Genomic DNA, 13,088 nt, shown 5'->3' on the forward strand with positions numbered 1-13,088 from the left:
CTTCATTAGCGATGGGCGCTAGGTGCGGCTAGTGCACGGGCGGCGGCGACATCCGCGTTGATCGCCGTTTTCAGTGCCTCCAGAGAGGCAAAACGCTGCTCTTCACGCAGCTTTTGGTGGAAAACCACCGTCAGACGCCGGTCATACAGATCGCCGGCAAAATCCAGTAGATGAACTTCAAGGTGGGCTTTGCCATCACCTTGGACCGTAGGCCGCACGCCGATATTGGCGACGCCGGGCCAGGTCTTGCCGTCGATGTCCACATCCACCAGATAAACCCCGGTGAATGGCACGCGACGACGCTTGAGTTGAATATTGGCAGTGGGCGTACCCAGTTGCCGGGCCAGTTTCTGACCGTGCAGCACGCGACCGGCGATCCGGTACGGGCGGCCAAGCAAGCGCTCGGCCAAGGCAAAATCGGCGGCGGCCAACGCGTTGCGCACTTGGGTGCTGCTGACGCGAATGCCGTCCAACTCGACGGTTTGCGCGGCTTCCACGGTAAAACCGTGAACCTGCCCGGCCTGCAGCAGGAAATCGAAATCGCCGAGGCGGTCGCAGCCGAAGCGGAAATCGTCACCGACCTCCAGATGCTGCACGCCGAGACCGTCCACCAGGATGGTATCGACGAATTCACTGGCGCTGAGCTTGCTCAGGCGCTGGTTGAACGCCAGGCACAGAACCCGATCAACACCTTCGGCGGCCAGCAGTTGCAGCTTGTCACGCAAGCGGGCCAGACGGGCCGGCGCAGTCTCCGGGGCAAAGAATTCCCGTGGCTGCGGCTCGAAAATCACCACGCAGCTGGGTACGCCCAACTCCAGCGCACGCTCACGCAGACGGGCCAGGATAGCCTGGTGACCACGGTGAACACCGTCAAAGTTGCCAATAGTGGCGACGCAGCCCCGATGCTGGGGGCGCAAGTTGTGGAGGCCTCGAACCAGCTGCATAACGCGCTTCTTGCTCATAAAGTGGTCGATTATAACCACACCCGACGGTCGACGACAGGCAACACCGTAACGCAAAGTGATCGAGCCGACAAAACTGCCGGCCCGCGCCCGTTTATAAAGGCTGAAACCTCAGCTCAAAGCCTTGCGATTGAAGTCACGCAGGCGGAAACCGAGCAGCAGCAACATACCGAAATACGCCACCACACCGGCAACCACCAATGCACCCAGTCGCAGGAAGCGCTCCAGCATGTGCCCCTGATCCCAGGCCGGCATGAAATGCATACCGAGCAGCAACACCGCCGACATCACCGCCACCGCCACCACCAGTTTGAAGCCGAACAGGTACCAGCCCGGTTGCGGCTGATACATCTTTTGCTTGCGCAGTTGATAGAACAGCAGCCCGGCATTGAGGCAGGCACCGGCACTGATCGCCAGCGCCAGACCGGCGTGAGCCAGCGGGCCGATCAACACCAGGTTGAACAGTTGAGTGACGATCAGGGTGAAGATTGCGATTTTTACCGGTGTGCGGATGTTCTGTTGCGCGTAAAAGCCCGGCGCCAGCACTTTGATCACAATAATCCCGAGCAGGCCGACAGAATAAGCAATCAGCGCACGCTGGGTCATGGACGCGTCAAACGCGCTGAATTGACCGTACTGGAACAGCGACACGGTCAGTGGCTCGGCAAGAATCCCCAGCGCCAGCGCACACGGCAGCACCAGCACAAAGCACAGGCGCAGGCCCCAGTCGAGGATCCGCGAGTATTCGTGACGATCCTTGCTCGCATAGGTCTTGGCCAGCGTCGGCAGCAAAATGGTGCCCAACGCTACGCCGAGCACGCCGGACGGCAATTCCATCAATCGGTCGGCGTAATACATCCACGACACCGAACCGGCCACCAGGAACGAGGCGAAAATGGTGTTGATGATCAGCGAAATCTGGCTGACCGAGACACCGATGATCGCCGGCAGCATCTGCTTCATCACCCGCCAGACACCGGTATCACGCAGATTCAGGCGCGGCAGCACCAGCATGCCGATTTTTTTCAGGTGCGGCAGTTGATAGAGCAACTGCGCCAGACCACCCACCAGCACCGCCCAGCCCAGGGCCATCACCGGCGGATCGAAATACGGCGTCAGGAACAGCGAAAACACGATCATGCTGACGTTGAGCAGGGTCGGCACGAAGGCCGGCACCGAAAAGCGGTTCCAGGTATTGAGGATTGCCCCGGCCAGCGAGGACAGGGAGATCAGCAATATATAAGGGAACGTCACCCGCAGCAGATCGGAGGTGAGCTGGAATTTTTCTGGCGTATCGGCAAACCCCGGCGCCGTGGCCCAGATCACCCACGGCGCGGCGATCATGCCCAGCGCTGTGACCAGCGCCAGCACCAGGGTCAGCAGGCCCGAGACATAAGCAATGAAGGTGCGGGTCGCCTCTTCGCCTTTCTGACTCTTGTATTCCGCCAGAATCGGCACGAAAGCCTGCGAGAACGCCCCCTCGGCGAAGATTCGCCGCAGCAGGTTGGGCAATTTGAAGGCGATGAAGAAGGCGTCCGTCGCCATTCCGGCGCCGAATGTGCGAGCGATGAGCGTGTCACGGACGAACCCCAGAATCCGGGAAAGCATCGTGATAGAGCTGACAGCGGCCAACGATTTGAGCAGATTCATTGAGGGAATTAGTGCCTGTCGATAAACAGCAGGCGAACAATGCGCCCACTTGTGCGATACTCCGCGCCGCAACAGCACAGAGCCAAAGCTCGCGAGTTTACAGGTCAAGCGCCGGAAATAAATATCCCGCCTCTTTACACCTACCACTTAGCGGAACGTTTCAAGCGCCCTTGACAAGACTTCAACTCATCGGCATGATTCGCGGCCTATTTTGTTTGCTATTTCCTAAAAAGTCTTTCGAGGAGCTCGACGGTGGCCAACTCACCTTCCGCCAAAAAACGTGCAAAACAGGCTGAGAAGCGTCGCAGCCACAACGCCAGCCTGCGTTCCATGGTTCGTACCTACATCAAGAATGTAGTTAAAGCCATCGACGCAAAAGACGCTGAAAAAGCTCAAGCTGCATACGTTCTGGCTGTGCCAGTTATCGACCGTATGGCCGATAAAGGCATCATCCACAAGAACAAGGCTGCTCGCCATAAGAGCCGTCTGAATGGCCACGTCAAGGCACTGAAAGAAGCTGCTTAATCGACGTAGTCATTAAAAAACCGACCTTAGGGTCGGTTTTTTATTGCCTGCGATTTGGTGAATCCCGCACATAAAAAAGTGGGAGCGGGCTTGCTCGCGAATGCAATCTGTCAGCTGACATCTCTAGCGACTGACACGACCTCTTCGCGAGCAAGCCCGCTCCCACATTGTGGATTTGCGGTGTTATTGCTGAACGGGAACCCACGGCACGATCGGAATCGCCGTCACCGCATTTTGCGGGCTACCTTCGATCACACGATCGCTGTAGACCAGATACACCAGCGTATTGCGCTTCTTGTCGAGGAAACGCACCACCTGCATGGTCTTGAACACCAGCGACGTGCGCTCCTTGAACACCTCGTCACCATCCTTCAGCTCACCCTTGAACTTGATCGGGCCAACCTGACGACAGGCGATCGACGCCTCGGCACGATCCTCGGCCAGACCCAAACCACCCTTTACCCCACCCGTCTTGGCGCGGGACAGGTAGCAGGTCACGCCATCGACTTTCGGATCATCGAAAGCCTCGACCACAATCCGGTCATTCGGACCGACAAACTTGAATACCGTCGACACCTGACCGATTTCCTCGGCCGAGGCCAGCAGTGGCAACGCCATCAGCAACCCCAACAATCCTTTTGCCATACGCATCGCGCTTTTCCTCAGACCAGAATCAGGTTGTCACGGTGAACCAGCTCCGGCTCAGCCATGTAGCCCAGCACGCCGACAATCGCGTCCGACGACTGACCAATGATTTTTTGCGCCTCTAGAGCACTATAGTTGGCCAAACCACGGGCAATCTCACGACCGTCCGGCGCCACGCAAACCACCATCTCGCCGCGACGGAAACTGCCCTGAACCAGTTTCACGCCGACCGGCAGCAGACTCTTGTTACCCTGCGACAAGGCCGACACCGCACCTTCGTCCAGCACCAGCGTGCCACGAGTCTGCAAATGCCCGGCCAGCCACTGCTTGCGCGCCGCCAGCATGCCGCGCTCAGGCGACAGCAGCGTACCGATGCGCTCGCCAGCCTTCAGGCGATCGAGCACTCGCTCCAGACGCCCACCGACGATGATCGTGTGCGCCCCGGAGCGCGCCGCCAGACGCGCCGCACGCAGCTTGGTCTGCATGCCGCCACGTCCCAGCGCGCCACCAGTACCGCCCGCCACCGCATCAAGCGTCGGATCATCGGCGCGCGCTTCGTAAATCAGTTGCGCATCGGGGTTGTTGCGCGGATCGGCGTCGAACATGCCATCGCGATCAGTGAGGATCACCAGCAGATCGGCCTCGACCAGGTTGGCCACCAGCGCCGCCAGCGTATCGTTGTCGCCGAAACGGATTTCGTCGGTGACCACCGTGTCGTTTTCGTTGATCACCGGGATGACTTTCAGCTCGACCAGCGCGCGCAAGGTGCTGCGGGCGTTCAGGTAGCGCTTGCGGTCGGACAGGTCGTCGTGAGTCAGGAGAATCTGCGCGGTGTGCCGGCCATGCTCGGCGAAGCTCGATTCCCAGGCCTGCACCAAGCCCATCTGGCCGATTGCAGCAGCGGCCTGGAGCTCGTGCATCGCACTGGGTCGCGAGGTCCAGCCCAGGCGGCTCATGCCGGCAGCCACTGCGCCGGAGGACACCAGCACCAGCTCGACACCCGCCTCATGCAGGGCAACCATCTGTTCGACCCAGACACCCATTGCCTTGCGATCCAGCCCCTTGCCGTCCGCCGTCAGCAAAGCGCTGCCGATCTTCACGACCCAACGCTGCGCACCTGTCACTTTGCTCCGCATCATCTTCAACCTTAGCTTGAGGGCCGCGCGACCCAGCGCTGCCCGTGACGTTAATCGTGGCTATTGGTGACCAACGATCGATTTCCAGATACTAAAACGCCGCTCGATTGAGCGGCGCTTAAGTTTACTGCAACGAATCAGTCGCGCACGTAAATGATTTCCGGACCGTCTTCATCATCCACATCTTCTTCGTCCCAGTCATCGTCACCGATGTCATGGACCGACTTCACGCCGCTGCGACGCAGGGCACGCTTGTCATCCAGCGCCTGCAACTGCGCACGGGCTTCGTCTTCGATGCGCTGATCGAGATCAGCCAGTTCTTCCTTGTACGCAGGGTCGTTGGCCAGACGATCGGCACGATCTTCCAGATAACGCATGATGTCGCGCGTCAGGCGCTCGGTGCCTTCTTTGGCGATGGCCGAGATCACGTAGACCGGACCTTCCCACTGCAGGCGATCAACGATTTCCTTGACGCGCTCTTCGTGCTCTTCTTCAAGGATCTGGTCACACTTGTTCAGCACCAGCCAGCGATCACGCTCGGCCAGCGACGGACTGAATTTGACCAGTTCGTTGACGATCACTTCAGCCGCATCCGGTGCACTGGTGTCATCCAGCGGCGCCATGTCGACGAGGTGCAGCAACAGACGCGTACGCGCCAAATGCTTGAGGAAGCGAATGCCCAGGCCGGCACCGTCGGAAGCACCTTCGATCAGCCCCGGAATGTCGGCGATGACGAAGCTTTTCCAGCGATCAACGCTGACCACACCCAGGTTCGGCACCAGCGTGGTGAACGGGTAGTCGGCGACTTTCGGCTTGGCCGCCGACACCGAACGGATAAAGGTACTTTTACCGGCATTCGGCAAGCCCAGCAGGCCGACGTCAGCCAGCACTTTCATTTCCAGTTTCAGGTCGCGCTGCTCACCCGGCTTACCCGGAGTGGTCTGGCGCGGCGCACGGTTGGTACTGGATTTGAAACGGGTGTTACCCAGACCGTGCCAACCGCCCTGCACCACCATCAGTTTCTGGCCGGCCTTGGTCAGGTCACCAATCACTTCCTGGGTGGCCGAGTCGATCACGGTGGTACCGACCGGCACGCGCAGGATCAGGTCTTCACCCTTCTTGCCGGTGCAATCGGTGCTGCCGCCGTTGGAGCCACGTTCGGCATCGAAGTGCCGGGTGTAACGGTAGTCGACCAGGGTGTTGAGGTTTTCGTCGGCCATCATGTAGATGGAACCGCCGTCACCGCCATCACCGCCGTTCGGGCCGCCGTTTTCAATGAATTTTTCCCGACGGAAACTCATGCAGCCATTGCCGCCGTCACCAGCTTTTACGCGGATCGATACTTCGTCTACAAACTTCATAACTCAACGCCTCTCGCCATACGGACGAGCCGAAAAACAATCAAGACATAAGACTCTTGCAAAAATGAGCGCAGCGACCCCAAACCACGACCTGCATCGCACGCCGACAGCCCATACAAACAGTTTTGCAAGAGACTCACCCCACAAACGAAAAAGCCCCGTCGCAAGACAGGGCTCTTCCAGCGATCTCGCGATTAAGCCGCGACAACGCTCACGTAACGACGACCGAAGGCGCCTTTTACTTCAAACTTGATCACGCCTTCGATTTTCGCGAAGAGGGTGTGATCTTTACCCATGCCAACGCCGTAGCCAGCGTGGAATTGGGTGCCGCGCTGACGCACGATGATGTTGCCGGCCTTGATGACCTGGCCGCCATACATCTTCACGCCAAGGCGTTTGGCTTCTGAGTCGCGACCGTTACGGGTACTACCACCAGCTTTTTTGTGTGCCATGAGTTCAATTCTCCTAGTGAGGAATTAGGCTGTAATTAAGCCTGAATACCGGTGATTTTGATCTCGGTGAACCACTGGCGGTGGCCCATACGCTTCATGTGGTGCTTACGGCGACGGAACTTGATGATGCGGACTTTATCGTGACGACCTTGGGAGATCACTTCAGCCTTGACGGTTGCGCCAGCAACAACAGGTGCGCCGATGTTCACGTCGTCGCCATTGGCGACCAGCAGAACGCGGTCAAAAGTCACGGATTCGCCAGTAGCGACTTCCAGTTTTTCGATCTTCAGGTATTCACCTTCAGCGACCTTGTATTGCTTACCGCCGGTAACGATTACTGCGTACATGGTATTTCTCCGATAATCCTGCTCACCCAGCTCTTTATAAGAAGAGGTATTGGCTGGCATGGCTGCATGGGGCTGGAACGGCCCAAGTGCAATTGCGTAAGGCAGGTGCTGCCCAGGAAGTTCAGGGTGCGCGATTGTACGCAAGCCGCGAGAGTCACGCAAGTGGCCGTCCATCGCGCCTTGACAGGCCCCGGTGTGGGTCCTAGCATGCCGCGCAACCCTTCTGGAGCAACTGTCGCTGATGCAACCCCAAGCTTTCTACCGCGCGGTGGCGGACGATTTTAACGCCGTCGACGGCATCATCAAGAAGCAGCTGACTTCCCGAGTGCCGCTGGTATCGAAAATCGGCGATTACATCACCTCGGCCGGCGGCAAACGCCTGCGTCCGTTACTGGTGCTGCTGTGTGGCAAGGCCCTGGGTCGCGAAGGCGACGACATGCGTCTGCTGGCCGCCACCATCGAATTTCTGCACACCGCGACCCTGCTGCATGACGACGTGGTCGACATGTCCGGCATGCGCCGTGGCCGCTCGACCGCCAACGCCATGTGGGGCAACGCCCCAAGCGTGCTGGTCGGCGACTTCCTTTACTCGCGCTCGTTCGAAATGATGGTCGAGCTGGGTTCGATGCCGGTGATGAAGATCCTGTCCCAGGCCACGCGCATCATCGCCGAAGGCGAAGTATTGCAGCTGTCCAAGGTACGCGACGCCAGCACCACCGAAGAAACCTACATGGAAGTCATCCGCGGCAAGACCGCGATGCTCTTCGAAGCCTCGACCCACAGCGCCGCCGCACTGGCCGGTGCCACCGCCGAGCAGAGCGAAGCCCTGCGCACCTTCGGTGATCACTTGGGCGTGGCGTTCCAGCTGGTCGACGATCTGCTGGACTACAAGGGCGACGCCGAGACCCTGGGCAAGAACGTCGGTGACGATCTGGCCGAAGGCAAGCCGACCCTGCCGCTGATCTACACCATGCGTGAAGGCACACCTGAGCAGGCTGCACTGGTGCGCCAGGCAATCCAGAAAGGCGGAATCGAAGACCTCGAAAGCATCCGCATCGCCGTGGAAGCCTCGGGTTCGCTGGAGTACACCGCGCAACTGGCCCGCGACTACGTGGCCCGTGCGATCAAATGCCTCGACGCGCTGCCAGCCAGCGAATACCGCGATGCACTGGTAGAGCTGAGCGAGTTTGCGGTCGCCCGCACGCACTGATCTGCCTTCTGTGGGAGCGGGCTCGCTCGCGAAAGCAACCTGTCATTCAACATTAATGTTTGATGACACACCGCATTCGCGAGCAAGCCCGCTCCCACAGTTGTTTCTGCGCTATGCCCTCCTGCGCGTAAAACCCTATACAATGTGCGACTTTTAGCGATCCCCTATCAAGGAGCCTTAGTGAGCACATTGCCACCCTGCCCGAAATGCAATTCCGAATACACCTACGAAGACGGTGCCCAACTGATCTGCCCCGAGTGCGCCCACGAGTGGTCGGCCAATGGCGAAGCCGAAGTGGCGTCCGATGATGCCGTGAAGAAAGATTCGGTGGGCAACGTGCTGCAGGACGGCGACACCATCACCGTGATCAAGGATCTCAAGGTCAAAGGCACTTCGCTGGTGGTCAAGGTCGGCACCAAGGTCAAGAACATCCGCCTGTGCGATGGCGACCATGACATCGATTGCAAGATCGACGGCATCGGCCCGATGAAGCTCAAGTCCGAGTTCGTCAGAAAAGTCTGAGCCTGCTGCCAGCCATCCCGCGCCCGCCGCGGGATGGTGAATCGCCCTCCCCGCTTTCCCCTCCTGCATTCTCGCGTGATAGCCAGACGCCAGGCGTTTTGACCTTACGCAATCTTTACCCGGAAAAAATCGCATTCCGCCAATAGGCACTTGCTATTTGACGAATAAGAATTATTCTCATTGAAACCTTTCAAGGAGATGAGACCCATGACTTATTTGATCGACGCCTGGCTGGATCGCCCACACCCATACCTCAGGATCCTGCATCGGGAAACCGGAGAAGTTTGTGCGGTACTGGAAGAAGAAGCCCTGCATGAGCTGCAGGATCAGGGTGACCTGGACGTCAGCAGCTTGAATTCCAGCGAACCGCTGGTGCTCAAGGAACTGGTGCGCAATCTGTTCCTGTTCTGCTATGCCCGGGCGTTGCGCCCGACCAATGAGCTGCATCACAAGATCGAAATATGAAGCCCCAAAAAACTGTAGGAGTGAGCCTGCTCGCGATAGCGGGATATCAGGCAACTGAGTAGTCGACTGAACAGACGCCATCGCGAGCAGGCTCACTCCTACATTAGCCCGCCTTGTAGACAGGCCAGGTCTTACAGAACGTCCAGCAGCTCGACGTCGAATACCAGAACGCTGTGCGGCGGGATGCTGCCAACGCCTTGAGCGCCGTAAGCCAGTTCGCTCGGCACGTACAGGCGCCATTTGCTGCCGGCATTCATCAGTTGCAGAGCTTCGGTCCAGCCAGCGATCACGCCGCCAACCGGGAATTCTGCTGGCTGGCCACGATCGTAGGAGCTGTCAAACACGGTGCCGTCGATCAGCATGCCGTGGTAGTGAGTACGCACGGTGTCTTCACGGGATGGCTTGGCGCCTTCACCCTGGGTCAGCACTTCGAATTGCAGACCGGAGGCCAGCGTGGTGATGCCTTCTTTCTTGGCGTTTTCAGCCAGGAAAGCACGGCCTTCGCCGGCAGCGGCTTCAGCTTTGGCGGCGGCTTCGGCTTGCATGATCTCGCGGATCACCTTGAAGCTGGCGGACATGGCTTCCTGATCGACACGGCTTGGCTTGCCGGCGAATGCGTCGGTCAGACCGGCCAGGATGGCGTCCAGGCTGACACCCGGTGGCGGGTTGTCGCGCAGCTGGTCACCCAGCTGACGGCCGATGCCGTAGCTGACGCGAGTTTCGTCGGTGGACAGATTTACTTCGGACATGACACTGCTCCGCTGTGCGGACGGCCATCAGACTTGCCGTGCGTGCACAGCGCGTCCCGGCGCGCCCGGAACCAAAAGGGCGAGCAGACTAGCACAGATGCCCAGCGATGGCGCGCAACGCCTATAGGGCCGAGCGCCAGGCCAGCGGCACTTTCAGGCTTTCATCGGCACTGACGCCCAGGCCGCACATTTCGTCGTGCACCGAGGTGTGCACAAGGTTGAACGGCAGCACCGGAAAGTTATGCAGCAAATCCCGCGCATGCTCCACCGAACGCAGCATCAGCATGTTGCCCTTGGGATCACTCAGCGGATACGCCGCCCCATGCATCCGCGCCTCGAGCAGATAAAGCCCGCCCTCCATGGAGATCAGGTTCAGCTCATCGACCTTCCTGGCGATGGCAAACGCATTCAACTCTTGCAGGTTCATGAACGCACCTCACACGGTGGCGAGCCAAGACCTCTACAGGGATATGCCCGGACGCACCAAAGCACAAGCCACAAACGACACCGCCCGTCTGTTTCGCAACAGACGGGCGGTGTTTTTGCAGCGATCAATCAATGATCAGTGCTTGGTGACCTTGTCCAGGTAACCCATGGCGAACGCCGAGATCACGAAGGTCATGTGGATGATCACGTACCACATCAGGTGCTCGGGATCGACGTTCTTGGCGTCCATGAAGATGCGCAGCAGATGGATCGAAGAAATCGCCACGATCGATGCCGCCACTTTCATCTTCAGCGACGAAGAGTCCATGGTGCCCAGCCAGTTGAGCTTTTCCTTGTTGTCGTCGATGTCCAGCTGCGAGACGAAGTTTTCATAGCCGGAAATCATCACCATCACCAGCAGGCCGCCAACCAGCGCCATGTCGATCAGCGACAGCAGCACCAGGATCAGATCCGATTCGGCCATCGAGAACACGTTGGGGATGACGTGGAAGACTTCCTGGAAAAATTTCAGTGCCAGCGCCAGCAGCCCGAGGGACAGGCCGAAATAGATCGGCGCCAGCAGCCAGCGCGAGGCGTACATTGCGTTTTCGAAAAAGCGTTCCATTGAATCTCACACAAGGGGGGTTGTAATCGGAGGCGAGTATACCAGCCCCCTGTGACAGCCAGAAACCGCCCGGCTCGCACCTCCAATCACCGCCACCTGCGTGTGTATGTGATTTTTTTTTCTGCTACTGTCCAAATCATTGAACACCTAGCGAAAGTGGACAGGACGACTGGAAATGGATGTGCGATTGCCGTTTAAGACTGCCGGGATTTGCCTCGCTCTGCTGCTGGGAGGCTGCTCTCCGGGTGATGAGAAAAAACCATCGGTCAGCCTCGAAGCAAAGACGGCAACGTTCGAACATTCACTGGACGCCATCGCCGACCCGAAGCTCAAGGAGGCCGTGACCGAGCTCGGCGGATCGTTGCTGCTGCTCGAACGCGCGCAGCTCAAACTTGACAGCGCACCGCTGAAAACCGTGTACGGCGAAGACATTCTCGGCGTCCTCAAGCATTACCCTTCACCGCAGGCGCTGGTCGATACCTTCATCAATGGCCTGTTCGTGCTGCACAAGGATGCCAGCTCCGACTACCTCACCGACCTGCAACCGGTGTTCCCCTTCAACCTGAACATTCCCGGCGGCTTCCTGTTCCCGCATGGTGTGGAATGGCAGTCAGTCACGCTGAGCAACAAACGCGTGATTGCCTATCAGCAGGAGTGGTCGGAAACCGATCCAGGCATTCAACTGAGCCCGTCCAGCTCCAACGTCACCAACCCCGAAGACCTGACCGTGACCTACCCGTTCATCGAGGGTCTGGACGTGGACAGGAAGAGCCAGCCGCAGCCGGTGAGCCTGCAAGGCAAAGTGGAAGTGATTGCGCCGCGACGCTTGTTCAGCTTCAACCTGAACCAGAAGGATGTCGGCCAGACCCGCACCGACGACAACCTCAGCGTCACCCTGCTGAAGCTGGAAAAGAACTACGCCGAAATCGAAGTCAGCAACAGCCTGCCACTGGCTCCCGAGGTTGAGGGGGCACAGCTCAATCCAGTGATCGTTCAGGCTCGCGACACCAGCGGGCAATACCTGGAGCGCGCCGGCTCAATCAATGAAAGTCCGGCACAGGTTGCCTTCTACGAAAAACAACTGGCGTACCTGCAACAACAGAAAACCTGGAGCGAAGGTCTGGAAAAACAGCTCGAGAACGAACAGCATGCCTTCGAGCAGCAACACCCACGGCGTTACAACAAGATCTACTTCAACGGCCCTATCGACACTCTGGAAATCAGCGTGCTCGACTTCTCATCGGCGACCGTGACTCGCAAAGCCCTGGATCTACCGGTGCGCACCTTCAGTCAGCACACCACGGAAAAGGCCATCCAGCCGCTGGACCCGGGGGTGGTGGTGTATGACGATCTGGCGCCGAACTGGCTCAAGGGCGCGAGCCTCACCGAGGAAGCGCTGAAGGCCGGCATCCGCATCCATCAGTCCACGGAAGACCCGAGCGCTGCACGCATCGAGTTCTCCCACCGACGCACCTTCAACGATGAATTGCTCGGCGATGACTTCAGCCCGGGCGACAGCCCGGTGACGTTCTTCACCGAGAAACGCAGCGGCAAACTCGATGAACCGATCGAACTGCCGCCCGAGGCGTACCAGGTCGATCCGCTGCAAGCGACCATCACTTACGATTTGAATCTGTTTCCGGAAACCCCGGCGATTGCCGTGGGCTCGATGCCATTGTTTCTCGCCAGCGTGGACAAAAAAACCTACGACGCCAAGTCCTTGCCCAAAGGCCTGGAGATCAAGAACAACATGTTGGTGGTGGACCTGAAACTGTTCCCGGCCAACGCCTGGCGATTCTTCGTCAAAGATGACAGTGGCAACTACCTGAAACAGATTCTGTCGGTCAGTCACGACGCGAGCGCACAAGGTCCGGCGCTGTTCGGCGTGCATTACTTCTATGGCCGTCCAACGCACGTGGAGACCTATCAGCGAACCGAACTCAATACCGTGCAATACGGCTTTGAGGTCAAGCTCGACAAGGCGCAGTTGCCCGATACTGCGCCATGATGGCG

The 13,088-nt window shown here is 58.8% G+C and carries 15 protein-coding genes; 5 read left to right on the forward strand and 10 right to left on the reverse strand.

The window, feature by feature from the left end:
- Positions 1-5: 5 nt before the first annotated feature.
- Together ribF and murJ are read right to left on the reverse strand one after the other, a co-directional pair.
- On the reverse strand, positions 6-944 hold the full coding sequence (gene ribF / locus V9L13_RS16500; protein WP_003228347.1) for a bifunctional riboflavin kinase/FAD synthetase: 939 nt from the start codon (positions 942-944) through the stop codon (positions 6-8).
- A 129-nt stretch (positions 945-1,073) separates the two neighbouring features.
- Positions 1,074-2,612 carry a murein biosynthesis integral membrane protein MurJ gene (gene murJ, locus V9L13_RS16505; RefSeq protein ID WP_338800041.1) on the reverse strand — a complete coding sequence of 513 codons (1,539 nt, stop codon included), beginning with the start codon at positions 2,610-2,612 and terminating at the stop codon, positions 1,074-1,076.
- 252 nt (positions 2,613-2,864) lie between these two features.
- Here murJ and rpsT point away from each other — a divergent pair, with 252 nt between their 5' ends.
- On the forward strand, positions 2,865-3,137 hold the full coding sequence (rpsT, locus tag V9L13_RS16510; protein ID WP_003228351.1) for a 30S ribosomal protein S20: 273 nt from the start codon (positions 2,865-2,867) through the stop codon (positions 3,135-3,137).
- A 183-nt stretch (positions 3,138-3,320) separates the two neighbouring features.
- On the opposite strand, the gene V9L13_RS16515 is transcribed toward rpsT, so the two are convergent.
- From V9L13_RS16515 to rplU, 5 genes are all read right to left on the reverse strand, one after another.
- Positions 3,321-3,788, reverse strand: coding sequence for a CreA family protein (locus V9L13_RS16515; RefSeq protein WP_003228353.1), 468 nt, complete (start codon positions 3,786-3,788; stop codon positions 3,321-3,323).
- A gap of 11 nt (positions 3,789-3,799) precedes the next feature.
- Positions 3,800-4,918 carry a glutamate 5-kinase gene (proB, locus tag V9L13_RS16520; protein ID WP_103521657.1) on the reverse strand — a complete coding sequence of 373 codons (1,119 nt, stop codon included), beginning with the start codon at positions 4,916-4,918 and terminating at the stop codon, positions 3,800-3,802.
- Between the two features lie 137 nt (positions 4,919-5,055).
- On the reverse strand, positions 5,056-6,279 hold the full coding sequence (cgtA, locus tag V9L13_RS16525; RefSeq protein WP_003228358.1) for an Obg family GTPase CgtA: 1,224 nt from the start codon (positions 6,277-6,279) through the stop codon (positions 5,056-5,058).
- Between the two features lie 194 nt (positions 6,280-6,473).
- The gene (gene rpmA / locus V9L13_RS16530) at positions 6,474-6,731 is read right to left on the reverse strand and encodes a 50S ribosomal protein L27 (protein ID WP_003228360.1); all 258 of its coding nucleotides are present in this window, start codon (positions 6,729-6,731) and stop codon (positions 6,474-6,476) included.
- Positions 6,732-6,766: 35 nt separating this feature from the next.
- A complete protein-coding gene (gene rplU, locus V9L13_RS16535) occupies positions 6,767-7,078 on the reverse strand; it encodes a 50S ribosomal protein L21 (protein ID WP_003228361.1) in 312 nt (103 codons plus the stop codon).
- A 241-nt stretch (positions 7,079-7,319) separates the two neighbouring features.
- Here rplU and V9L13_RS16540 point away from each other — a divergent pair, with 241 nt between their 5' ends.
- The 3 genes from V9L13_RS16540 to V9L13_RS16550 all read left to right on the forward strand — a co-directional run bounded on the left by V9L13_RS16540 (position 7,320) and on the right by V9L13_RS16550 (position 9,275).
- Complete coding sequence (locus V9L13_RS16540) at positions 7,320-8,288, forward strand: polyprenyl synthetase family protein (protein ID WP_003228362.1); 969 nt, start codon at positions 7,320-7,322, stop codon at positions 8,286-8,288.
- 180 nt (positions 8,289-8,468) lie between these two features.
- Complete coding sequence (locus V9L13_RS16545) at positions 8,469-8,810, forward strand: zinc ribbon domain-containing protein YjdM (protein WP_003228364.1); 342 nt, start codon at positions 8,469-8,471, stop codon at positions 8,808-8,810.
- Positions 8,811-9,017: 207 nt separating this feature from the next.
- Positions 9,018-9,275: a hypothetical protein gene (locus V9L13_RS16550; protein ID WP_003228365.1), complete on the forward strand. Its 258-nt coding sequence runs from the start codon at positions 9,018-9,020 to the stop codon at positions 9,273-9,275.
- 131 nt (positions 9,276-9,406) lie between these two features.
- Here V9L13_RS16550 and V9L13_RS16555 read toward each other — a convergent pair whose 3' ends face one another.
- The 3 genes from V9L13_RS16555 to V9L13_RS16565 form a co-directional block, all read right to left on the reverse strand.
- The gene (locus V9L13_RS16555; protein ID WP_003228367.1) at positions 9,407-10,024 is read right to left on the reverse strand and encodes an FKBP-type peptidyl-prolyl cis-trans isomerase; all 618 of its coding nucleotides are present in this window, start codon (positions 10,022-10,024) and stop codon (positions 9,407-9,409) included.
- A gap of 121 nt (positions 10,025-10,145) precedes the next feature.
- Entirely contained in the window at positions 10,146-10,451 is a 306-nt protein-coding gene (locus V9L13_RS16560; RefSeq protein WP_338800042.1) for a DUF6482 family protein, read from the reverse strand.
- Positions 10,452-10,586: 135 nt separating this feature from the next.
- Positions 10,587-11,075: a TIGR00645 family protein gene (locus V9L13_RS16565; RefSeq protein ID WP_003228371.1), complete on the reverse strand. Its 489-nt coding sequence runs from the start codon at positions 11,073-11,075 to the stop codon at positions 10,587-10,589.
- Between the two features lie 175 nt (positions 11,076-11,250).
- Between V9L13_RS16565 and V9L13_RS16570 the strand changes: the two genes are divergently transcribed.
- Positions 11,251-13,083, forward strand: a complete 1,833-nt coding sequence (locus tag V9L13_RS16570; RefSeq protein WP_338800043.1) for a hypothetical protein — start codon at positions 11,251-11,253, stop codon at positions 13,081-13,083.
- The last annotated feature ends 5 nt before the right edge of the window (positions 13,084-13,088 follow it).

Origin of the sequence: Pseudomonas sp. RSB 5.4, assembly GCF_037126175.1 — a bacterium.
In the GTDB taxonomy this organism is placed as follows: domain Bacteria; phylum Pseudomonadota; class Gammaproteobacteria; order Pseudomonadales; family Pseudomonadaceae; genus Aquipseudomonas; species Aquipseudomonas fluorescens_H.

What these genes read in the sequence shown, in the direction of transcription:
- V9L13_RS16515 (WP_003228353.1), bottom strand. Translation starts at nt 3,788, where the DNA reads ATGCGTATGGCAAAAGGATTGTTGGGGTTGCTGATGGCGTTGCCACTG.
- V9L13_RS16570 (WP_338800043.1), top strand. Translation starts at nt 11,251, where the DNA reads ATGGATGTGCGATTGCCGTTTAAGACTGCCGGGATTTGCCTCGCTCTG.
- proB (WP_103521657.1), bottom strand. Translation starts at nt 4,918, where the DNA reads ATGCGGAGCAAAGTGACAGGTGCGCAGCGTTGGGTCGTGAAGATCGGC.
- V9L13_RS16555 (WP_003228367.1), bottom strand. Translation starts at nt 10,024, where the DNA reads ATGTCCGAAGTAAATCTGTCCACCGACGAAACTCGCGTCAGCTACGGC.
- V9L13_RS16565 (WP_003228371.1), bottom strand. Translation starts at nt 11,075, where the DNA reads ATGGAACGCTTTTTCGAAAACGCAATGTACGCCTCGCGCTGGCTGCTG.
- V9L13_RS16540 (WP_003228362.1), top strand. Translation starts at nt 7,320, where the DNA reads ATGCAACCCCAAGCTTTCTACCGCGCGGTGGCGGACGATTTTAACGCC.
- V9L13_RS16560 (WP_338800042.1), bottom strand. Translation starts at nt 10,451, where the DNA reads ATGAACCTGCAAGAGTTGAATGCGTTTGCCATCGCCAGGAAGGTCGAT.
- ribF (WP_003228347.1), bottom strand. Translation starts at nt 944, where the DNA reads ATGCAGCTGGTTCGAGGCCTCCACAACTTGCGCCCCCAGCATCGGGGC.
- cgtA (WP_003228358.1), bottom strand. Translation starts at nt 6,279, where the DNA reads ATGAAGTTTGTAGACGAAGTATCGATCCGCGTAAAAGCTGGTGACGGC.
- V9L13_RS16550 (WP_003228365.1), top strand. Translation starts at nt 9,018, where the DNA reads ATGACTTATTTGATCGACGCCTGGCTGGATCGCCCACACCCATACCTC.
- rplU (WP_003228361.1), bottom strand. Translation starts at nt 7,078, where the DNA reads ATGTACGCAGTAATCGTTACCGGCGGTAAGCAATACAAGGTCGCTGAA.
- rpmA (WP_003228360.1), bottom strand. Translation starts at nt 6,731, where the DNA reads ATGGCACACAAAAAAGCTGGTGGTAGTACCCGTAACGGTCGCGACTCA.
- murJ (WP_338800041.1), bottom strand. Translation starts at nt 2,612, where the DNA reads ATGAATCTGCTCAAATCGTTGGCCGCTGTCAGCTCTATCACGATGCTT.